Consider the following 21683-nt stretch of genomic DNA (forward strand, 5'->3'; position numbering starts at 1 on the left):
TTCGGCAACCCTGAGGGACTCTTGCAAAAAGAGCATGAGTGAAGCTCAAGAAGCACTAGGCTGAACAAGCTTTAGAGAGGAAAAACTTCTTCATAATACTGTAAACTTAACTCTATTTTATTAGTGGTACTTGTGACTATTATGGATTCACCTGTGTAATTTGGCATATTGAAATAGCAGCATTTACAAATGTACCTCCTCCTAAATCCAATTGTCCAAAAATAATTCCAAGTCCCGTTCTTTCTAAGTTGAAATTTTCCGCCATTCCACCAGTATTACTCCGAAAACTTACTGTTGTATTAACAAGTGTATCAAATAACTCTCTAAGAGGTCTTTCACGACAATCACATTCGCCCGGGAAATTCATAGGTGCATCTAATGTGATTTCAGTACCAGGTGAAAAGAGGACTGCAGTCACATCTGCAATGCTGACTATAGAGGTTGTGTTAGTTGCTTCGTCTACTACCGTAACCAGAAAATCATTCACTTCATTGATGGTGACGTTAGTTAATAATGGTTGTACATTAGGTGCGTCTGCAACAGTAGAAAGAATAACGGTCACACCAATTAATTGTTCTAATACATTTTGCATCGGAGAAACACAACAATCACAAACACTAAATTCAGGTCCTGGTGGTCCTTGTGGTCCTGCTGGTCCTTGTGGTCCTACTGGTCCAGCAGCGCCAATTGCTCCTGCCAGTCCTGCTAATCCTTGGGGTCCAAGTGCACCAATTGCTCCTGCCAATCCTGTAAGTCCTTGGGGTCCAAGTGCGCCTGCAAGCCCTCCAGGTCCAGCTTCTGCAATTGCTCCCGCAAGTCCTTGAAGTAATTGCTGTCCTTCTGGTGGGGGACACGGCACCCTCATTACTTTTTTTATAACTATTTTTTTAATAACTCGAAGACGACGTTTCTTTTTTTCTTTTAGATAGCATACAGTTGCGGTTTTCTTTTTACACCGTTTTTTTCTATCCGGAAAACTCAACAACGACACCTCCCTATAAGGATGGTTCAGTGTACGTGAGTTGTTTATTTTAGGCATGGACTATTAGCTTGGCTATAGCTAGACTCAAAACCATTTTAAGAATATTGGGCGTTATTCGTTGACCAAAATTCTCAGTCACAAAGATACGCCATTGATGCATCTCTTTTTTGCTTTATAAGCGGGTTGAGGGACGGATAACGATAGCTCAACGGGGTGCCGATCAAGGCTGCCTCGTTTTGGATTTTACAGATAAGATGTAATATAAACGTAAAATAACCCCCCACCTTTTCCTTCAGATGAGGGCTGGGATAAACTGAGTTAGGATTGGAATACACGACAGGTCAGCGGGAGCGAAGACGACCACGGCAGATTCAGTTCTCGTTCAACGGCAAAGAGCTGGCTGCAGGATAGGTTTTATCCTGCGAGCTTCATTGATAAACAAGCTGCACTCTTTCATCAACACACTATCAACATAAATCTTCGTTCCTTCAAAAAGTATATGCAACTGTTGAATGGATTCGGGTGTAAATGGAATCATCCAGATCTTCATTATAGCAGCAACCTAGTTATTGGGAAGCAAAAAGAGCTCACAATCGCCGTAATCGACGTTGTAAGCTCCCGATACTTTCGGTGCTGTCCATCCTTTATGATCTAACCGCATTCAATTCAATATTATTACGCGCCTTTCTTCTCTCCAATAAGCTGGATCATTTGGCTCTTATCGTTAACTCATGTCCAGAGATAGCAAACTATTAAACCTGCAGCATTACATAAACAGGCAGTATAGTGGAGTATGCACTACTTCAACCTACACAGGGTCAGGCCATCATGGCCCAGTTCCGGCTGAGCCGTAAACTACTCAAAAGACTGAAAAGTGAGGTTAATTAAATCGTTATGAATCCAGCTACAACAGTTGCAGCTCCTACCCAGATCCAGTACATGATGGTATTTTGTATAATAGAGAGATACATATTGTGGAACTGCGAAGGAGTGGAACTATCGTCATGAAACCGGAGTTAGATCCGAGAGAAATAAGAACCCTGCAAAAAATTAAAACCGCTCTCCTTCACATGATGGCTTCCCGAATCGATCCCATATCCATTACGGATCTATGTGCCGAGGCACAAGTGACACGGCCTACCTTTTACAAGCATTTTAGCAGCGTAGCCGAGTTAATGGAGGTCATGTCCAAGGAGACAATGGAAGATTTGGAACGCCGCATCGTGATCGAGAAAAAAATATCCCTTCAAGAGGTCGATTATGATGAACTGCCTTCCAATATGGTAGCTTTATTCAACCATGCGCTGGAGAATCGGCAGTTTTACGAAGCCTTCATCTTAATCCATCCGGACACCCCATTTTTGCGTTATTTTAAAGCCACGCTCTACCATTTTGTAAAGGTCGGGCTTGAAGCTGCCATCGAGACAGGCGCCGAGATCAGCGTTCCATCGGACGTGGTGATCAACTTTATGACGGGTGCGTTTCACGAGACCATCTTATGGTGGATGTTAAAGGGATATCCCTACACTCCACGGGAAATGACGGCCATGGCATTACGCTTGTCCATTAACGGCCCCTATCGATTCTAGAAATCAGAAGGAATATTTGTCCATTTCATCGAAATACAATGTACTAACACGAAATCGATAGAAAGAGATGTGTATAAGATGAATGGAATTCTGGGTGTATCCGGACTATCGTTCTTGCTGGTGACACTGTTCACGCCGCTCCTTATCTGGGGATTGCGCACGTTAAAGCTTACGCAGCCAATCCGGAGTGAGCTGCCTCCCGATCATCAGGCCAAACGCGGGACGCCGTTAATGGCAGGTCTTATATTGCTGATTGGCGTTGCCATTTCACTGCAATTTCAACCTGCGCCGCTTACCGTTTTTTTATGCGCGACCTTCCTCTTGTTTAGCTCGATCGGGTTTATGGATGACTTCAAAAAAGCTGCGTGGCAGGACCCGTCCGGAATCTCCGGTCGCATGAAGCTTGTTTTTCAGTTCCTGTTTACCGGCGCGTTGCTGTATGTACTGTTCCATTCCTTTTCACTGACAAGTGATATCCGACTCTTCAACGGCTTCCAGCTCCATTTGCCGGTTAGCGTGTACGTTATTATCATGCTGCTATTCATTGTGGGTTCGGCGAATGCCATTAACTTTACCGACGGATTGGACGGACTATTAATCAATGTAGCCATACCTACCTATTTTTTCTTCTTTTTAATCTCCGACAAACCGGAGGTGCAAATGTTCTCGCTGGTCATGGTCGGCTGCCTGCTCGGCTTGCTGCTCTACAATATTCATCCAGCACGGGCTTTCATGGGCGATACGGGATCTCTCGCCATTGGCGGCTCCCTTTCATTCTTAGCGGTGATCGAGAAGGTCGAAATTCTGATTCCACTTCTGTTCATCATCTATTTGGCCGAGCAGCTCTCGGTCATACTGCAGGTATGGTACTACAAACGCACCAAGCTGCGTCTGTTCCGAATGGCACCGATCCATTTCCACTTCAGTCTCAAGTACGGCTGGAGCGAGAACAAAATCGTGATGATTTTCGGTTTTGTCTCCTGGTTTATGGCTCTTCTCTGTTGGGTACTTGCAAAGTATGTGATGTGAAACACCGAAATAGACAAGCAAGAAAAAAAGCCTCCTGGTAGGATTGAAGCGTGGCTTCACTCTCCTGGATGGCTTTTTTCATGTATTAGGATCAGTCCCGACGGGAAGAAGCGATCTCTTCCAGCTCTTTTCTCAGACTCTGGAGCGTTAACGCACGTTCTTTGTCATCCTGGACATCATAGAGCAGCTGCTCCATGAACTCCCAGACATCTTCCAATTTGCGTCTCCCTTGATAAAATGCAAGCGCCTCGGCGTTTATCTCATACTGACCATGCGTTTCTTTATATACCCTCATGAATTCAGCAAAGTAGGGCTCGTCGGCAAAGGACATCATATCAGCTTCAACCGGTGCCAGCTTCAGTCCCTCCCAATCAATCAATTTCAGTTGTTGTCCGTCTGACATGAGATTCCAGGCATGAACGTCGGTATGACATAATGCCATACGAAGATTACGGTTCTTTAATGCTTCGGACAGCTCTTCAATTTTAAGCATTAAATTCTTCAAGCTCTCGATATGATGAAGCAGCACTTTTCCGAGGTCATACGGCAACTCCCCGTCGAGCGTGCTCCTTAGCTGCTCAAGAAACGGCACCGTAAAGCTTTCTTTCATCGCACTTGTCACCAGTGGAACCTCTTCCCCATAACGATGGAGCTCTCCGATCATCTCTGCCAGTTGCCTCACTTGATCCTTGGTCAGCTCGGTATCGGCGATTGTATCCCCGGCGATGTATTCATATAACAGATAAATCCCTTCGTCATCCTCGCATTGATAGCGGCCGTCAGTCGTAAGAATAGGCACAGGAATCTTACCCTTTAAACGACTATGCTCCTCAAGCCACAACAGGACAGGAACGTAATCATCAATAAGCGCAGTCCACTTCGGGGTAGATGCACGGCTTTTCTCATATACTTTCAGGAAATAGGTATGTTTGACATCCCATACCCTGAATGCCAATGCAGCCCATCCACCCTGTTGTGGTGAAATTCCGGTATGCTCCAAGCCGTAATAATCCTTCAACATGTATTGTAAATGGTCCATGGGTCCTCCTATCTATGCCTTTTATCATTCTTGATCATCCTATTTATCATTACGGTACTGAAAATTGGATATAAAGTCCATCATTTATGATACAGCCTCATTTATCCCGTTAAAAAAACAAGGATGCATCTTCTGCATCCTTGTTTGCCGTTAACCAGAACTTATTTTATTCTAATGGCCTGCCTTCTTTATAATAAAGATTCCGCTGAAGAATCACGAAGAAAATATGTACGTTCCGATACCCGTGCTCCGACAAGATGTCGTGAATGCGGGCTGCAACAGCATCATGAATCTCCTGAGATCTCTGGAACATGAGGATTTCCACGGATAGCGGCGTATTGGTTATAATCTGATAAGGAAGCAGTTCGATCTTCACAATTTCCTGCGGTATTTGAACAATCCTCGCGAATTCATCAACGACCTGTGGTGTGATTTCTTCAAGAAAGACTTCGGTAAATCCTTTAAAGCGTAAATATGGCACTCTGATCCCTTCATTTCGTCGAATTATTGTCTTATAGATGTCCTCAAGTGACTTTTATCTCTCTTCTACTATACAATATTGTTATTGTGAAAGGAATCACTATGATTCAGATGTACACATTCGCAGGTGGATTTCAACTATAGTTATCCTTTCAATTGCCCTGTACGAGCTCTTCCGATAAACTTGATAACATCCGATTCATCATACGAGAAATTTATTATGGAGGTGAATGTCCTCATGGGACAAAATCTATGGGATGCCGAATGGGAAGTGACCGAGTCGTTAGTCCGGTTATTGCTTACCCGTCAATTTCCCCAATTGTCCGCCCTTAAGGTCCAGGAGATTGGCAACGGATGGGACAACACCGTTTATCGCGTTGGCGATGAGTATGTATTTCGCTTTCCTCGTAGAAATATAGCCATATCTTTACTTAAAACCGAAGCAAAAATCCTGCCCAAGCTTGAACACTACATAACGGTACCTTATGCGAAACCCCTTTTCTTCGGAAAAGAAAGCGAAGACTATCCTGCACCTTTTCTGGGGTATAACTATCTTCCAGGAAAATTTCCGATTGGAATATCGGATGAAGCGCGGATGCAGTCGGCGGCAACACTCGCCCGGTTCCTGAAGAATCTGCATGCGTTTCCCGTGGAAATCGCTCAGCAAGAGGGTGTATTGTCCGACCAGCGTAATCTGGCCGATATCGCAGGCCGCAAAAACAAAATGCTGAATCTCCTTTCCAATCTTACCCACTATATTACGCAAGAGGAATTAAATGAGATCGAGGACTATTTGCAGGGCATCCACTTGGATCGGGCCAGGCACCAACATGTTCTAATCCACGGGGATCTCCATTTTAAAAACATGTTGGTCGACGATGCCGGCATGCTTTCGGGCATTATTGATTGGGGTGACGTAAACATTGGCCATCCTGCCTGTGACCTGAGTATCGTTTACAGCTTCCTGCCACCGGCCTCCAGGGAGGCCTTCTATGATATCTATGGCGAAGTGGACGACGAAACCAAGATTTTGGCACGGATGATCGCCGTATACATCCCCATGTTAATATTCATGCAGGCCATCGACGATAAAGATGAAGCCATTGCATTGGAAGCCAAATCGATTATTCAGCGTGCGATCGCCAGGTAATGGTTTGATGGTTATGGCGTAATCATATCCTATATAAAAAAGAAGCTTGAAAAAAACCTTCAAGCTTCTTTTTCTTCGTTTCGTGATTAGCCAGACGTTGCAGCAACGTTATATTTTTAACATTCCCATTAATGGCATAATGGTTTTTATCACATTCATGCCCAGTTTAATGTGAGGCACGATTTGTCCTAAAAAGCCCAACCCGCCTACAGCCGCAACTCCTTCTTTTTCCTCGGCTCCTTCGGCTGCCGGAGCGCTTGGGGGACCTCCAAACAAGTCGCTTAAAAATCCGGAAATCTGCGCTTTGTCCCCGCTCCGTGCAATCGAAGCCGGCATTTTTTTGTTAGCACGAAGTCCAGACAGCGTTACTTCCCGGCCTTGGATCTGGCTCAGTTCTCCGATATAGTAGCTGCCGTCCTTCAGAACGACCACGACCGGTTGACCTACCCAATGCTGCGGAGGTCTCGATTTCGAAGCGGTTCTGGATTTCCTTGCGCGTTTCGAAGACATATTAGGATCACCTCGCTTCCCTATTCATCATGATGACATCATATGCAGAGCCGTCTTTCATTCTTGTGCCTTTATAGGATGATAGATATAAATGCGTCAATAACCTAGATTTTCGGCCCAGCCACCGTATGAAATGAGCAGAAATTATTTCCGTCGAATGTGGCTTTTTGCCTCCCTCCGGTGTCTAATTAACTGTAAGGTCAAGAGGAGGTTCTTATTCATGTCAAGAGCTCATGACAATCTCCCTGTTTATCCGGATAACCAGGGAACCAATCGTACATTTGAAGAGGTGTATGATGAATACCGCCTGAGGATTCGCCATTATCTCGCACTGAAAGTGAATCCGATGGCTGCAGATGACTTAACACAACAAGTGTTCTTAAGGGCCATGGAGAACCTCGATAAGTTCAACGGGAATTCCAGTCTATTTACCTGGATCTTCAAGATTGCCCAGAACACGGTTAAAAATGAATATCGAAGTATATCACGTAAACATGAGATGCCTTATGACTTTACAAGTTATGAATCACAGTCCATCTCCCTTGATTTTGCCAGATATGTTGATATTCGAATCGATATTAGCTCGGCACTTAAGCAGCTGAGTGAGCTTGATCAACAGATTATATCCTTGCGATTTTTCGTGGATTGTACGCTGTCGGAAATATCCAGGATCGTGGGCATGCGCGAGAGTGCGGTGAAAAATCGATTGTACCGGTCATTGGAGAAGCTAAAGAAAGAATTAAAAGAATGGGGTGACATCACGATTATGTCAATTCTTGACTTGATATCCATTGAAAGCAAAAGTGAAGCCAATCATCGTCAGAGCAAGGTCCATCAGGACCTGTTTCAAGAACTTAAGAACAATGTAGAACAGATTGCAGCGAAATATCATCATCAGCCTTCACGCAAAATCGTAATTGAAATCTATCCCGATCTGCCAACATTCCATCAAGCCGTCGGTGAATCGGATGCACCGGATTGGTTCATGGGTACGTTCGATAACAACAAATTAAAAATCGTCTCGCCCTTGAACCCGGGACCCGAGCATACGTATCAATCGATCCTCCGGTCCACCCTGCACTTGTATACCATGTGGTTAATAAGTGACATTAATCCATCCGCACCCAAATGGATCCGTCAGGGCATCGGCGGGTACGAAGCGCAGCAAATGTCCGAGGATTTCATTCGGAGCACGACTTCCGAAGCCATCCGCAATCAGGCCATTCCTAGCTTCGAAGATCTCAATGATAATTCCTGGGAATTCGGCAAGACGGGATTTCAGTTCTCCTATCTGATCGTTGAGTTCATCATTAAAAAATACGGGTTAGACGCATTAAATCAATTCATCCGAAACCAGAATGATTATCAAGGCACTTTCCATCTTACCGAAGAAGAGCTACATGAACAGTGGGCGAAGGCCCTCCAAGATCAGCTGAATTAAATCGTAAGAGAACCCGGTCCAGGACCGGGTTTCTTTATTTTCCACCGCGCGGTCATGTGATATAACGCAACTACAATGGACTCGTCTTTAAGTTTACTTGACCTATTCATTCATAGGAATTTGACTGAACATTAAACCACCATCACATGTCATCATGGATTAAAGCAAAGCGATGTATAAACAAAATCAGAAAAGTAACGCTCTCGACGGAACATACATGCATTAGAAATAGCATTTGGCCGCTTTTATAGATATAAGTTCTTCTCCCGAGCTGAGACAAGAACTTATATCGCTAGCCAACAAAGACAAGAACCTGTGCTCATGGCGGATTCGATGAGAATCTAATAAGAACGCGGTAATGTCACTATATGCTTATGTCACAGGCGCAGAATGTCCCCGTACCAAGTCATGGAACCACAAGAAGATTGAGAGCGGCTCTAATTGATATTGGCATTTTTATCGAAAAATACTGTATTTCTTACCCTCTATGCAATTCGCGTAATTACAAGATGTGCGGAAACAGGCCTTGTTCCTCCAGCTAATGGAGTGATTGTGAGTGCCTCAGTATTGCCAGCAGGATTTCGAACTGTGAGGACTGAATTAATGACCGATGTTCGCACAAGAGCCATTCCTACGATTTGAGTAGTACCCGTTGCTCGCCCGACAACCGTATAAGCCAAGTCAGCGCCATTAAGTGTTAGAATGAGTTGGCCCGGTTCGTTTACACCTACTTGAAACAAAACCTGATAAGTGCCTATTGCCGCCAAGTTAAATGCGCTCGCATTTACACGGGTAATTTCCGTCCCACTGATTGGTCCATCTTGCGGGAAACTTACGTCCGTATTGGCAGCAACAGTAGCTGCATTATTAGGAGGCATTAAGGCAAAAAAATCTGCAAACCCTAATACTCCGACCGCCGGCCCTGCGGGCCCCGCTGGACCCGTTGCGCCTGCTGGTCCTGCTGGCCCTGCCAGTCCAGCTGCGCCAATTGCTCCTGCAAGTCCTGCTATTCCTTGGGGTCCGAGCGCTCCTGCAAGTCCTTCAGGCCCAAGTGCTCCAATCGCTCCTACAAGTCCTGCTAGTCCTTGGGGCCCTAGTGCTCCTGCAAGTCCTCCAGGTCCAAGTGTTCCAATCGCTCCTACAAGCCCTGCTAATCCTTGGGGGCCTAGCGCTCCTGCAATTCCTTGGGGGCCTAGTGCGCCAATCGCTCCTACAAGCCCTGCTAGCCCTTGGGGGCCTAGTGCTCCTGCAAGTCCTTGGGGTCCAGCTTCTGCGATTGCTCCTGCAAGTTCTTGAAGTAATTCCTGTCCTTCAGGCGGGGGACACTGGACCCGCACTATTTTTTTAATAACTCGTAAACGACGTTTCTCTTTTTTTTCTTTGGGATGGCACATATTTACAGTTCTCTTTGTACACCGTATTTTTCTATCCAAATAACTCAACTACGACACCTCCCTATAAAGATGGTTCAGTGTACGTGAGTCGTTTGTTTTAGGCATGGACTAATAGCCGTCTGTTAGCTGGACTATAGACTATTTTTAGAATTAATGGGTTTATGGTAGGGTATTGTATACCACAAACACCAACACACTTTCAGTAATTTGGGTCTTTTTTAGCAAGCACTTCTTATTGAAGGATTGACTTAAGTTCGACATCACTCCCGCTTCAAGGACCGTATCCGGACAGCGGATGTCTTAAACCCGGGCATTTTACAGAACGGGTCGAGCTCCGGCCGGGTCGCGTAATTGACATTCTGCACGCCGCCCCAATGCATGGGGACGAACAAGGTGTCTTCTCGAATCTGGTCTTTGATCCTGCTGCGAACGATAAAAGATCCATGCTCCGACAGGATCTCTACCCACTCGCCGTCCTGGATTCGATAACGCTGAGCGGTGTTTGGATGAATCTCGGCGAAATTTTCAAGCTCGCGTGCAAGCAAAGTGGGGCTTCTCCGGGTCTGTACACCGGTTAGATAGTGGGATAGAACACGACCATTGGTCAGAATGAGTGGGTAATCCTCGGACACGCCTTTCCATGGATCCCCTTCCGTAACAGAGAACACGGCCTTCCCGTCCGGATGGGCGAACGATTGTTGAAAAAGAAGACCCACCCCAGTCTCTTCAGGTGAGGGGCACGGCCAATATACGCCCTTCTCCCGGCGCAATCGGTCATAAGTAATTCCGTAGTAGTCCGCAATTCCACCTTTGCTCGCGAGCCGCAGTTCATTAAAGATCTCCTCAGGCTCGTTGAAGCGAAAATAATGCCTCTTGCCCAGCCTGTCTGCCAAGGAGCACAGAATCATCCAGTCATGACGCGCCTCACCCGGCGCCTGACGCCCTGCCTCTCGCAGAAGAACCCGTCCCTCCAGATTCGTCAGCGTCCCTTCATTCTCCATGTAGGAGGTTACCGGCAGAACGAGATCGGCTAATTGGGCCGTTTCGGACATAAACATGTCTGCAACCATCAGAAAATCAAGCTTCTTCAAGCCTTCCTCCACCAGTCCGGCGTTCGGATTCGATACGATAGGATTGGAGCCCATCACGAAGAGCGATTTAATCCCTCCCTGATGAATCAGCTCCATCATCTCATAGGCCGAGACTCCTTTCCCGGGCAGACTTGAAGCATCCACACCCCACACGGAGGCAACATACGCCCGATCCTTTTCATTCTCGATCGACCTGTAGCCCGGCAGCTGATCGGCCTTCTGTCCATGCTCTCTTCCCCCTTGTCCATTCCCCTGACCGGTGATGGCTCCGTATCCGCAGCCTTCTCTCCCGATTTTCCCCGTAGCCAAGACCAGGTTCAGAAAATGACGAACCGCCAAATGGCCATCCGTCTGCTGCTCCACCCCTCGCGCAGTCAGCACCATGCCTGTATCCGACTCACCATAAGCTAAAGCCGCCTCACGGATATGCCCCAGCTCCAATCCGCATATGCCTGCAGCCTCCGAGAGATCGAAGCTGTTTAAATAAACTCTAAGCTCATCGTAACCGTTCGTTCTTGCTTGAATGAAGGTCTCATCGATGAGCCCCTCATCCATAATGATCTTAAGCATCGCATCCGCCAGTACGGTATCCGTTCCCGGTCTGATCGGCAAATGCATATCGCCCATTGCGGCGGTGGCTGTTTTCCGCGGATCGATGACAACGATCTTCGCCCCATTCTCCTTAGCCTGGTTGAAGTAAGGCAGCAGCGTAGGCTGGCATTCCGCTATATTGGTGCCGGCCAGCACGATACAGCGTGCCAGAGGAATATCTGCCAATCTGAACGTCAACCCCCGGTCGATCCCGAAGGTTTTGCTCCCTGCAGAGGCGGCAGCAGACATACAGAAGCGGCCGTTATAATCGATATGGCGGGTACCCAGCGCCACCCTGGCAAATTTCCCGAGCAAGTATGCCGTTTCATTGGTCAGCGATCCACCGCCGTATACGGCATTGGCATCAGGGCCATACTGCTCTAAAATCCCCTGCATATGTTGACTGGCCACGGCAAATGCTTCATCCCATGAACATGGAACGAGCTCACCTTTTGAACGGATTAACGGATGCGTCAGGCGCTGTGAATGGACTGCATGCTGATGCGCATGCATGCCTTTGACGCATACCCTGCCCTCCGAAGCGGCGTTCGGAACCCCTTCCACCTTATATTCAGCCCGGCGCTGACCCGGAATGCCGTTCTCACCTTCGGTAACCGTCATCTTGCACTGTACACTGCAGAAAGGACATTGCGTCTCGATCACGGCAGCAGAACCTGTCACTTCAGCACGATCCGATTGAAGCATATCCAGACCACCTCTTCCTATTATTCTCCTGTTTTAACCGACTTGGGCCTCCCATACTTGGCGAGACAGCTTCTCTGCAAGTTCTCTTTGCAGATCATTGTCAAGAACATTTTCCCGGATTGCCGTTACGCCTGTACGTTCCACCCACCTCCACAGCGGTTCCTCATACAAGCTGTTCTGACGGTACCACTGCAAACAAGCAGCTACGAGCTGAACGACTTCTTCCTCGCGTTCCGCAACACCGATCAGCTGCCCTTCACGGACAGGATGCTCCGCATGTCCGCCGAGATAAACCTCCCAGCCCGCGGGGGAAGCGGAAATTCCGATCCCCTGGACCAGGATGCTGACGGACGACGCTGTGCAATCAGATACCCCTGCACTAACCGGGGATGGAAGAGACACTTCTCGACAGCTGGTGCGAAGCCATTCTCCAATTCTGCGAATGCCTGCCGCCTCCGGTTTAGATCCTTCTGTGTCTCCAACCCATACCTTGACCCCTTGATAAGACCCTGAGCCTTCAAAAGAAACATCGTCAAGGGCTTTAATTGCCAGCGCCCACTCATCATCGTTAACTGCGCCCGTCATTTCCATTTCAAAATAAAAGCGTACGGCTGGACGGCACACCTCACATCCGTCCCGCTTCTTCCAGCCCTGATGTAACATGAATTCCGAAATGGAATAACAGCCTTGATCCACGGCATGAACAACCGCTTGCTTCAATGAAGATTGACCAAGCACCGTGCACTCACAATAAGGAACTTCAACCGGCGTTCTGACTGACGTATGCGAGCCCTCTTTCTTTTTGCCGCTTCGCGTATATTTGACAAGAGCATCCACCATAGGCCGGCAGCCGCCGCAGGAACCGGATGCCCTGGTAAACTCCTTCACTTCATCCGAGCTTTCCAGATGATGTTCGGTAATAGCCCGCATGATCGCCGCTTTGCTGACACCATTGCAAGCGCACACCGTTTCATTGTCAGGGAGCGCCTCCGCAGCAGATCCGGCTGTGCTGACGGCTCCGCTTTCAGAAGGAATAAGCTCCGACACAGCCGCACCCTGCTGCACCAATGCCAGCAGCGAGGACCCCTCATTCGTATTTCCGAACAGAACAGCACCCGTAACCCTGCCTTTGCGCATCGTCACTTTTTTGTATGTGCCGCATACGGCATCGTAATGCTGAATAGCCGTTTCAGCATCTTCCCCTGATATCAACCCGGCGGAAAATACATCCACGCCCGATACTTTAAGCTGGGAGTAGGGAATCGACCCGCAATAAGGTTCTGCCTCCCGGCCGCAGATGACACGAGCAAGCACCTTCCCCTGCTCATATAGGGGAGCGACCAGACCATAACTAATGCCCCGGTGTTCCGCGCACTCACCAACGGCATAAATGTTCGGCTCGCTTGTTCTCATGAAGTCATCCACCAGAATCGCCCGCTGCGTTCGAAGGCCGCTTCTTTGGGCAAGCTCCACATTAGGCTTGATCCCTACAGCGAGTACGACTACATCAGCATCAAGCCGCGACCCGTCCATAAACCGAAGGCCTTGAGCCCTGGTACGGCCAACAATTCGCGTGGTGTCCTTTGCCAAGTTAAATCGCATCCCCTGAGCTTCAAGTTCCCGCTGCAGCATCATCGAAGCCGTTCGATCCAGCTGTCGGTTCATGATGTAAGGAGCATTATGAACCACTTGGGTTTCCATCCCGAGATGGAGAAGCCCGCGGGCAGCCTCCAATCCCAGTAATCCTCCGCCAATGACAGCCGCCTTAGCGTACACCTTGGACATGTCGGCCATTTTCGTACAGTCGTCCACGGTCCGAAACGAAATAACTCCTTCCTTATCCGTTCCGGGGATCGGCGGAATGAAGGGGGATGAGCCTGTTGCCAGAATTAAAGCATCATACGTTTCCCGTATACCGGAGGCTGTCTCAACAGAGCGGGATTTGATATCGATATGACGAACGGTCTCCCCCGCCAACAACCGAATGCCATGCACCTCATACCAGGACCAGTCGTTCAGAATGATATCCTGAAGAGAATGTTCACCTTGAAGAACTTTGGATAAAAGGATCCGATTATAGTTGGGACGAGGTTCCGCACCGAATATCGTAATATCGAAGAGCTCCGGGTCCAGCTTGAGGATTTCCTCTACACATCTTATCCCCGCCATCCCATTGCCAACGACAAGTAGTTTCTTTCTCTTCATGAATTCCCTCCATTCCCGCCATGTCATTTTCATGTGAGAAAATGACAAACGCCCTTCCCCCGTTATAAGGGAAAGGGCGTCATTGCCTCCAATCCGGCACATCATTGTGCCGGATTTCAATAATTATGATACATTCAGATTAGTTGATGAACAATTAAATGTCAATATATATAACACTAAATTAATATCATTGCTGGATAAATAAATTTTTAGATAAATTATGTAAAGTATATTGACATCCAATTAACCTCTTCTCTATAATGTGAATCATCAAAATCATATGTTATTTTACGGACGGGGACACAATGCTGTGTCTTTAGTCTTGGGCAATGAGGCCGCAAATCGTCTTGGGGAAAGGGCGAATTGCGGCCTTTTTATGCCTGCAGCTGTGAGTCGGCAACGATTAGAGAAAGTACACATTTGGATAAGGAGCGATAACCATGGAGAGGAAAGGATTTTGGCAAAGCGGGCATAAGCCCTCGCTATTTGGTGCTTTTCTGTATTTTGATATCAGCTTTATGATTTGGGGCATGCTTGGACCCCTTGCGGTGGTCATTGCCGCGGATTATCCGATGGACCCGGTGCAGAAGGCAAATCTGGTGGCTCTTCCCGTTCTGGGCGGCTCCATACTCCGACTCGTATTAGGTTTCCTGGCGGATCGCCTCGGCCCCAAACTAACAGCCCAAATTGGAATGGTAGTTACGCTGCTCCCTTTATTATTAGGCTGGCTGTGGGTCGATTCCCTGGATCAATTGTATGTCGTTGCTGTTCTGCTAGGGGTTGCTGGAGCTTCGTTCGCCGCAGCTCTGCCGCTGGCAGGACAGTGGTATCCCAAGGAACATCAAGGTTTGGCGATGGGAATTGCCGGGGCCGGCAACAGCGGCACCGTCCTCGCAACCCTCTTCGCCAATCGGCTCGCCCAACATTTCGGAAGCTGGGAGATGGTGTTCGGACTCGCCATTATCCCCATTGTGTTGGTCTTCATCTATTTCTCGCTGTTTGCACGCAATAGTCCGAATCGTCCAGCTCCCAAAAGATCATCCGAGTATGGAAGTGTCCTTAAGCAGCGTGATGCCTGGGTATTCTGCGCCCTGTACTGCGTGACGTTCGGCGGCTTTGTGGGGCTCGCCAACTATTTGACGATCTTCTTCAACACCCAGTATGGTCTCTCAGCGGTTCAGGCTGCGGACATTACCACGATCTGTGTCATAGCAGGGAGTTTCTTCCGCCCTGTGGGCGGCTTTCTGGCCGATCGAATCGGGGGCTCGCGGATGCTGATGTTTCTCTATGCCGGGGCGTCCATCATGCTAATCGGCGTCTCCTTCTTGCCTCCCCTTTGGCTGGTTGTCACGCTGCTGTTTATCGGCATGATGTGCCTGGGTGCGGGGAACGGTTCGGTATTTCAGCTCGTCCCTCAGCGTTTTGGCGGCGAGATCGGCTTGGTTACCGGTATTGTGGGAGCCGCCGGAGGTCTGGGCGGTTATGCTCTTCCGCTTATTCTCGGCCTGTTATACCAGGCAACAGGCTCATACACCGTAGGTTTCATCATCTTAAGTTTCATTGCTGCCGCTTCGCTGGCACTTACGGTCGTGATGCAGCTGAAATGGCGGCGAAGCTGGCTTCGCAGTGTGTCATCAGGCCCGCAGGCCGGTTCGGCCAAGATCTAGATGAAAGACGCTCAGGTTATAACCTCGTCAAACGAATACAATTGTTAAGAACATGTTGATGATGCGACCAATACCCGGTATTATACCGGGTATTGGTCAAGCTTTTACCTGTATTTTTTCGATGCCCTTCTACCCAATCAAACATCAATTCCTTACTTATTCGTTCCCAGTTAAAGGCTTATCTGTTCTTCTTCTCTCGTCAATAGGAAGTGTTGTTCCCGCTAAGGTGAGTTTAAGCATGAGAAACACGCCGTATCCGAGCACCCCACCGGCCGTATTCAGGATTAAATCATCTACATCAAAACTTCCCATTGAAAAAACGAGCTGAGAGCATTCCAGTCCCAGGCTCAACCCCAGGGATGTCGTGAAGGAGCCGATGAATCCGAAGAACTTGTTCCTAAGCATAAGACCGACGAATATACCGTTAGGCATGAATATGGCGATATTCCCGAATAGATTGATCACATCATGCCCGCTCGAAAGGTGCTTCATATTCATCCGAATGGATTCAAATGGCGTGAAATTGGCAAACGGCAATCGATTCTGCACATATTCCGGGTTCTCGATGGCTCGCTGCAACTGCTGCCACAGAAACGATAGATCCACGGAACCGAACTTGAATAAAATCACCTTGAGCAAGACGTAGAGATACAATGCATATGGCATTACCAGTATCCATTTATACGATAATTTCATTCCGCATCATCCTTGTTTAGCAGTACCGTCACAATGATTCCGTCGATATTGTTTCCGGATATCTCATACTCGCTTCCTGCCGGTATCTCAATCTCCATGTCCTTGGACGTCACGGGTACATACTTAATTTCGTATTCCTTCCCCTCTACGGTTGTTCTATAGCTGGATTTTTCCTTCAGGTAATCCAGATATTCCTCCAATGTAAGATTCAGTTCCTTCATGATCATGCTGTGCGGCTGCCCAACATAACGAAAATGCCACGGTTCATACTGAATGCCTGTAATCTCTGTTTTGTCCTGAGGATAGCGCAGAATGAAGCCGTGCTCCCATGCATGCTCCTTCAGCCACTTCCCTTCGGGCGATCGATCAATCGACTGTTGCGTCGATCCGATATCCATCGAGAGCCCGAGATTATGCTCGCTGTAGCCTGGGGGCAAGGCGTAATCGGAACCTTTCTCACGATAAAGCTGTTCTTGCTCGTCTTCATCCCGATACCCGCTGCTGATCATGAAGCGATTGACTCCGTCTTCTCCGGCGGCTCCAATCATATCACGGAAATTCTCCGCCACACTGCGCGATAACCGGATTGTGTTGTCCAGAACCACATAGCCATACATTAAGTCATGATTCTCAAACAATGTTACGATATCATTCGGCACCGCTTCCGGATCAAGCGGATGATCCTTATTGACCAGGACCAAATTTCCACGTGTCACTTGTTCATCCGTTACACGGATCGTTTGCTTAACTGATGGATGATTCGATGGCGTGCCGGAATCCGCTTTTGTTTCCTGTCCATCTCTACTGTCCACCCTATCCTTCACGTTAGGCTTCTCCGTCAGAATGGACTCGCATCCGACCAACAGAAATATAACGAGCATGATTAAACCCTTTTTCAACTTCAACAACTCCCTCTAGCTTGGTCTATCCAGATTAATGAATAGAGTTTAAGGAAAAGTAGGAAAAAGTTAAAGTTTTTCTTAAGAGAGGTGCGTTGGGCCTATCCCTTTTCCCTTTGACAAGATTGAAGCCTATGGCTTAACTTGGTATTTAGACTAAAAAGAATAAAGAAGGTGCCATTATTCTTGCTCAAATTATTTCGTTATTTGCGTCCCCACTGGTCAGCGGCCCTGCTTGCGCCGCTGCTTATGCTGCTGGAGGTCGCCATGGATTTGCTCCAGCCCATTCTCATGGCCAGCATTATTGATCAAGGCGTCATGCAGAACGATACTTCACACATTCTCCATACAGGTCTCATCATGCTGGGTGCGGCTGCCATCGGGCTGCTTGGAGGTCTCGGATGTACGATCTATTCTTCTATTGCCTCGCAGCGTTTCGGTGCCGACCTGCGCCGGGATTTGTTCCGCAAGGTTCAAACCCTCTCGTTCCGTAATCTGGACGATATCTCAACCGGTTCACTTATCACTCGGCTTACGAGCGACATCGTTCAGCTTCAGACCATGGTCCAGATGCTGCTGCGCATCTTCGTTCGGTCTCCATTTCTCGCGATTGGAAGTATGATCATGGCGGTGATCATTAGTCCCAAGCTCGCCATCATTCTAGCCATTGCCGTTCCGTTATTGTTCGTTGTGATGTTCTTCTTGATCCGGGCCACCCTCCCTTTATTCGCCACCGTTCAGAAGAAACTCGATAAAGTGAATACGGTCCTGAAGGAGAATTTCGCCGGCATCCGGGTATCCAAAGCATTCGTGCGATCCGGGTATGAGCAGGATCGATTCCATCAAGCGAATACCGATTTCACGCAAGTTTCGGTTAAAACACAACGGATCGTTGCGCTGAATATGCCTATCCTGACCATGATACTGAACATCAGTATCGTGATTGTCCTATGGCTCGGCGGGAAGAACGCGATTGATGGCTCATTTGAGGTGGGAAGCCTGGTAGCCTTTATCAACTATGTGACACAGGTGCTGTTCTCCGTTTCCTCCGTGGCGATGATGCTGGTTCGAATCTCTACAGCCAAGGTTTCCGCTGATCGTATCCAGGAAGTCATGCATACGGAATCCGAGATCTTGAACGTTGTTCATCCGACGATGAATGCATACAAGCAGGGAGAAATCGTATTTGACCAGGTGACTTTTTCCTATAAACCGGAGATTCAGAAGCCCGTTTTACATCATGTCAGTTTCAAGGTTCGACCGGGGCAGACCGTCGCGATTATGGGGGCAACCGGTTCGGGAAAAACCTCTCTGGTATCCCTGCTCCCCCGCCTGTATGATGTAACTTCCGGGCGGATATTCATCGATGGGACCGATGTGCGACAATACGATTTATCGGCGTTACGCGAACGAATTGGCATCGTCCTTCAAGAATCCATCCTCTTCACAGGCACGATCCGGGACAATATCCGCTACGGAAAAGCGGATGCTTCCGATGAAGAAGTGATCACAGCAGCCAAGGCTGCGCAGGTGCATGAATTCATTTCATCCATGCCGGAAGGGTACGATACGATCCTTGGACAAAGAGGCGTGAACCTCTCCGGCGGCCAGAAACAGCGAATCTCCATTGCACGGGCATTATTGCTTCGCCCCGCCATTCTTATTCTTGATGACAGCACCAGCGCCATCGATATGGGTACGGAGTCCAGGCTTCAGAAAGAGTTGGCCCGGCTGATGAACGGCCGCACCAGCCTCATGATTGCGCAGCGGATCTCTTCCGTAATCGATGCCGATCTTATACTGGTGCTGGATGATGGGAAATTGGTAGCGGAGGGTACGCACAGCGAGCTGCTTGCTTCCTGTGAGTTATACCAGGATATTTATCAATCGCAATTCGGCAAGGAGGTGTCTTCCCATGGCTAAACCGGATCAAGGATCAAAGCATGGCCATGCGGACGCTCCGGATCTGAGCATGCGCGGCGGCAGCCCCATGCGTGGAATGACGATGGCCAAGGCGAAGCCCAAAAATACGATGGGAACGATACGCCGGATCTGGAGTTATATTCGACCATTTAAAGGCGGTATGATCGCTGTTTTCTTGTTCACGCTTATCACAACGATTCTGTCCCTGGTTTCTCCTTACCTGCTGGGAAATGCGGTGGATCATTACATCATTCCCGGAGATTTTAAGGGACTCATGGGGCTGTGCGCGGTGCTTCTAGCGGTTTACGCGGGTACCGCACTCACGGCATGGCTGCAGCAGCATGTCATGGTTAAGGTCTCCCAGCTGTCTATCCAGGCCATGCGGAGGGATATTTTTGCAAGACTTCAAGTCCTTCCGCTGCGGTTCTTCGATAGCAAGACTCACGGCGAATTAATGAGCCGCACGACCAACGATATCGAGAACGTCTCCGGGACGTTGAATCAGAGCGTAACCCAGCTCATTTCAAGCGTACTGTCCCTGGTTGGATCGCTTGCCATCATGCTGTACCTGAACGTGTGGTTGACGCTGCTCAGCATGGTGACCATTCCGCTTGTCATGCTGTTCACAAAGACGGTAGCAAGCCGGACAAGGAAGCATTTCTCCAAGCAGCAGAGCACGCTGGGTGAGCTTAATGGCTTTATCGAGGAAACCGTCTCGGGTCAGAAGGTCGTACAGGTATATCGCCGGGAGCGGCATGCCGCTGCGCAGTTCGATGTCATGAACAAGAAGCTGACCGATGCCAGCATTCAAGCTCAGATTTATTCGGGTACCGTCGGTCCGGTTATGAACGTGCTGAATAACGTCAGCTTTGCTTTAATTGCGGCGGTTGGCGGGTACATGGCATTCAAGGATTTTACTACCGTTGGAGTTGTCGTTGCATTCCTGAACTACTCGAAGCAGTTTCAACGGCCGCTGAACGATCTGGCGAATCAATTCAACCTGGTGCAATCCGCTGTGGCGGGTGCTGAACGGGTCTTTGAGATTATCGATACCGAGTCGGAGTACCAAGACGATCAAGATGCGAATACAGCAGATGACATGCATGGGGAGGTACAATTTGACCGTGTCTGCTTCAGTTATAAGGAGGGCGTTCCGATCCTGAAGGATGTCTCACTTACCGCTCGGCCGGGCGAAACCATTGCACTCGTCGGTCCGACAGGCGCCGGCAAAACCACCATCATCAATCTGCTCACCCGTTTCTATGAAATCGATTCTGGCGTGATCACCATTGATGGGGTCGATATCCGTCAGCTGAATAAGGACAATCTGCGGAGCAAGCTGGGAATCGTGCTGCAGGATGCCTATGTATTCTCGGCATCGATTCGGGAGAACATCCGCTACGGCCGGCTTGATGCCTCGGACGAAGAGATCGAAACTGCCGCCAAGCTTGCCAATGCGCATGACTTCATTATGAAGCTGCCCAAAGGCTATGATACGCAGCTTCTATCGGGCGGAGGCAACCTGAGCCAGGGCCAGCGGCAGCTCTTGACGATCGCGCGCGCGGTGCTTGCCGATCCGGTCATTCTGATTCTGGACGAAGCTACCAGCAGCATCGATACGCGGACGGAGATGCATATTCAGACCGCCATGCGCACCCTAATGCAGGGCCGAACCAGCTTCGTCATCGCTCATCGTCTAAGCACCATTCGTGAGGCTGACCAGATTCTCGTCATGAATCAAGGCGGTATCACAGAGCGCGGCACACACGAAGAACTGCTGGCCAAACGCGGTTTTTATTACGAGTTATACAACAGCCAGTTTAAGTTAACCAGTTAAAGTGCCTTGCTTACAGGCTGCTGACAACAAACAAGAGAGTCGGTTCATGAAACCGGCTCTCTTGTTTTTCAGCTATAAGGATAAATGCTCTTAGAATTGAACGTTACGTATCGACCACCTTGCCCTTATAACTGCAGACCATTGTCTGTATCTGTATCAGTCTAAGACGAGCGCGGATTCTCTTCCCATTTGGCACGACCGGACCTGAACGCCTTTATTTGGATCAAACCGGCTTGATTCGCTAATCGAGCAGAGGCAAATCCAACGGACACTAGGGCCTACATTTCGATCAAAATAGGTCAATTCACGAATCGAAAGAACATCAGGGCCTACATTTCGATCAAACCTGCTCAATTCGCGAATTGAACGGACACTAGGGTCTTCATTTCGATCAAACCAGCTCAATCTACAAATTGAGCGGACACCAGGGCCTACATTTCGATCAAACCTGCTCA

16 protein-coding genes are annotated in these 21683 nt (G+C 48.5%); 7 read left to right on the forward strand and 9 right to left on the reverse strand.

Annotation, left to right across the window (positions count from 1 at the left end; translation table 11 throughout):
* Nucleotides 1-139: 139 nt before the first annotated feature.
* Nucleotides 140-991: a bclA protein gene (locus PLA01S_RS05755; RefSeq protein WP_272868136.1), complete on the reverse strand. Its 852-nt coding sequence runs from the start codon at nucleotides 989-991 to the stop codon at nucleotides 140-142.
* Nucleotides 992-1986: 995 nt separating this feature from the next.
* Between PLA01S_RS05755 and PLA01S_RS05760 the strand changes: the two genes are divergently transcribed.
* Together PLA01S_RS05760 and mraY are read left to right on the forward strand one after the other, a co-directional pair.
* The gene (locus PLA01S_RS05760; RefSeq protein WP_127590648.1) at nucleotides 1987-2571 is read left to right on the forward strand and encodes a TetR/AcrR family transcriptional regulator; all 585 of its coding nucleotides are present in this window, start codon (nucleotides 1987-1989) and stop codon (nucleotides 2569-2571) included.
* A gap of 78 nt (nucleotides 2572-2649) precedes the next feature.
* Nucleotides 2650-3600, forward strand: coding sequence for a phospho-N-acetylmuramoyl-pentapeptide-transferase (mraY, locus tag PLA01S_RS05765; RefSeq protein WP_174819189.1), 951 nt, complete (start codon nucleotides 2650-2652; stop codon nucleotides 3598-3600).
* A gap of 91 nt (nucleotides 3601-3691) precedes the next feature.
* Here mraY and PLA01S_RS05770 read toward each other — a convergent pair whose 3' ends face one another.
* Both PLA01S_RS05770 and PLA01S_RS05775 read right to left on the reverse strand, forming a co-directional pair.
* Nucleotides 3692-4639, reverse strand: a complete 948-nt coding sequence (locus PLA01S_RS05770) for an aminoglycoside phosphotransferase family protein (protein WP_127590652.1) — start codon at nucleotides 4637-4639, stop codon at nucleotides 3692-3694.
* Between the two features lie 166 nt (nucleotides 4640-4805).
* A complete protein-coding gene (locus tag PLA01S_RS05775) occupies nucleotides 4806-5120 on the reverse strand; it encodes a DUF1904 family protein (RefSeq protein WP_127590654.1) in 315 nt (104 codons plus the stop codon).
* Nucleotides 5121-5357: 237 nt separating this feature from the next.
* Here PLA01S_RS05775 and PLA01S_RS05780 point away from each other — a divergent pair, with 237 nt between their 5' ends.
* Nucleotides 5358-6269, forward strand: a complete 912-nt coding sequence (locus tag PLA01S_RS05780; protein ID WP_127590656.1) for an aminoglycoside phosphotransferase family protein — start codon at nucleotides 5358-5360, stop codon at nucleotides 6267-6269.
* A 108-nt stretch (nucleotides 6270-6377) separates the two neighbouring features.
* Here the strand turns inward: PLA01S_RS05780 and PLA01S_RS05785 are convergent, their stop codons facing one another.
* Nucleotides 6378-6779 (reverse strand): hypothetical protein, encoded by a 402-nt coding sequence (locus PLA01S_RS05785; RefSeq protein ID WP_127590658.1) that lies wholly within the window; start codon nucleotides 6777-6779, stop codon nucleotides 6378-6380.
* 220 nt (nucleotides 6780-6999) lie between these two features.
* On the opposite strand from PLA01S_RS05785, the gene PLA01S_RS05790 reads away from it, so the two are divergent.
* The gene (locus tag PLA01S_RS05790; protein ID WP_127590660.1) at nucleotides 7000-8220 is read left to right on the forward strand and encodes an RNA polymerase sigma factor; all 1221 of its coding nucleotides are present in this window, start codon (nucleotides 7000-7002) and stop codon (nucleotides 8218-8220) included.
* Between the two features lie 485 nt (nucleotides 8221-8705).
* On the opposite strand, the gene PLA01S_RS05795 is transcribed toward PLA01S_RS05790, so the two are convergent.
* From PLA01S_RS05795 to nirB, 3 genes are all read right to left on the reverse strand, one after another.
* The gene (locus tag PLA01S_RS05795) at nucleotides 8706-9614 is read right to left on the reverse strand and encodes a collagen-like domain-containing protein (RefSeq protein ID WP_246059355.1); all 909 of its coding nucleotides are present in this window, start codon (nucleotides 9612-9614) and stop codon (nucleotides 8706-8708) included.
* A 260-nt stretch (nucleotides 9615-9874) separates the two neighbouring features.
* Complete coding sequence (gene nasC / locus PLA01S_RS05800; protein WP_127590664.1) at nucleotides 9875-12001, reverse strand: assimilatory nitrate reductase catalytic subunit NasC; 2127 nt, start codon at nucleotides 11999-12001, stop codon at nucleotides 9875-9877.
* Between the two features lie 33 nt (nucleotides 12002-12034).
* Nucleotides 12035-14206 carry a nitrite reductase large subunit NirB gene (nirB, locus tag PLA01S_RS05805; RefSeq protein WP_127590666.1) on the reverse strand — a complete coding sequence of 724 codons (2172 nt, stop codon included), beginning with the start codon at nucleotides 14204-14206 and terminating at the stop codon, nucleotides 12035-12037.
* 440 nt (nucleotides 14207-14646) lie between these two features.
* Between nirB and PLA01S_RS05810 the strand changes: the two genes are divergently transcribed.
* Entirely contained in the window at nucleotides 14647-15873 is a 1227-nt protein-coding gene (locus tag PLA01S_RS05810) for a nitrate/nitrite transporter (protein ID WP_127590668.1), read from the forward strand.
* Nucleotides 15874-16029: 156 nt separating this feature from the next.
* On the opposite strand, the gene PLA01S_RS05815 is transcribed toward PLA01S_RS05810, so the two are convergent.
* Both PLA01S_RS05815 and PLA01S_RS05820 read right to left on the reverse strand, forming a co-directional pair.
* A complete protein-coding gene (locus PLA01S_RS05815) occupies nucleotides 16030-16569 on the reverse strand; it encodes a VanZ family protein (RefSeq protein ID WP_127590671.1) in 540 nt (179 codons plus the stop codon).
* Nucleotides 16566-17468, reverse strand: coding sequence for a M15 family metallopeptidase (locus tag PLA01S_RS05820; protein ID WP_127590673.1), 903 nt, complete (start codon nucleotides 17466-17468; stop codon nucleotides 16566-16568). The genes PLA01S_RS05815 and PLA01S_RS05820 overlap by 4 nt, the downstream gene beginning before the upstream one ends.
* A 186-nt stretch (nucleotides 17469-17654) precedes the next feature.
* On the opposite strand from PLA01S_RS05820, the gene PLA01S_RS05825 reads away from it, so the two are divergent.
* Together PLA01S_RS05825 and PLA01S_RS05830 are read left to right on the forward strand one after the other, a co-directional pair.
* On the forward strand, nucleotides 17655-19391 hold the full coding sequence (locus PLA01S_RS05825; protein ID WP_127590675.1) for an ABC transporter ATP-binding protein: 1737 nt from the start codon (nucleotides 17655-17657) through the stop codon (nucleotides 19389-19391).
* On the forward strand, nucleotides 19384-21228 hold the full coding sequence (locus tag PLA01S_RS05830; RefSeq protein WP_127590677.1) for an ABC transporter ATP-binding protein: 1845 nt from the start codon (nucleotides 19384-19386) through the stop codon (nucleotides 21226-21228). The genes PLA01S_RS05825 and PLA01S_RS05830 overlap by 8 nt, the downstream gene beginning before the upstream one ends.
* The last annotated feature ends 455 nt before the right edge of the window (nucleotides 21229-21683 follow it).

It is taken from the genome of Paenibacillus lautus NBRC 15380 (assembly GCF_004000945.1).
Classification (GTDB): Bacteria; Bacillota; Bacilli; order Paenibacillales; family Paenibacillaceae; genus Paenibacillus_AQ; species Paenibacillus_AQ lautus.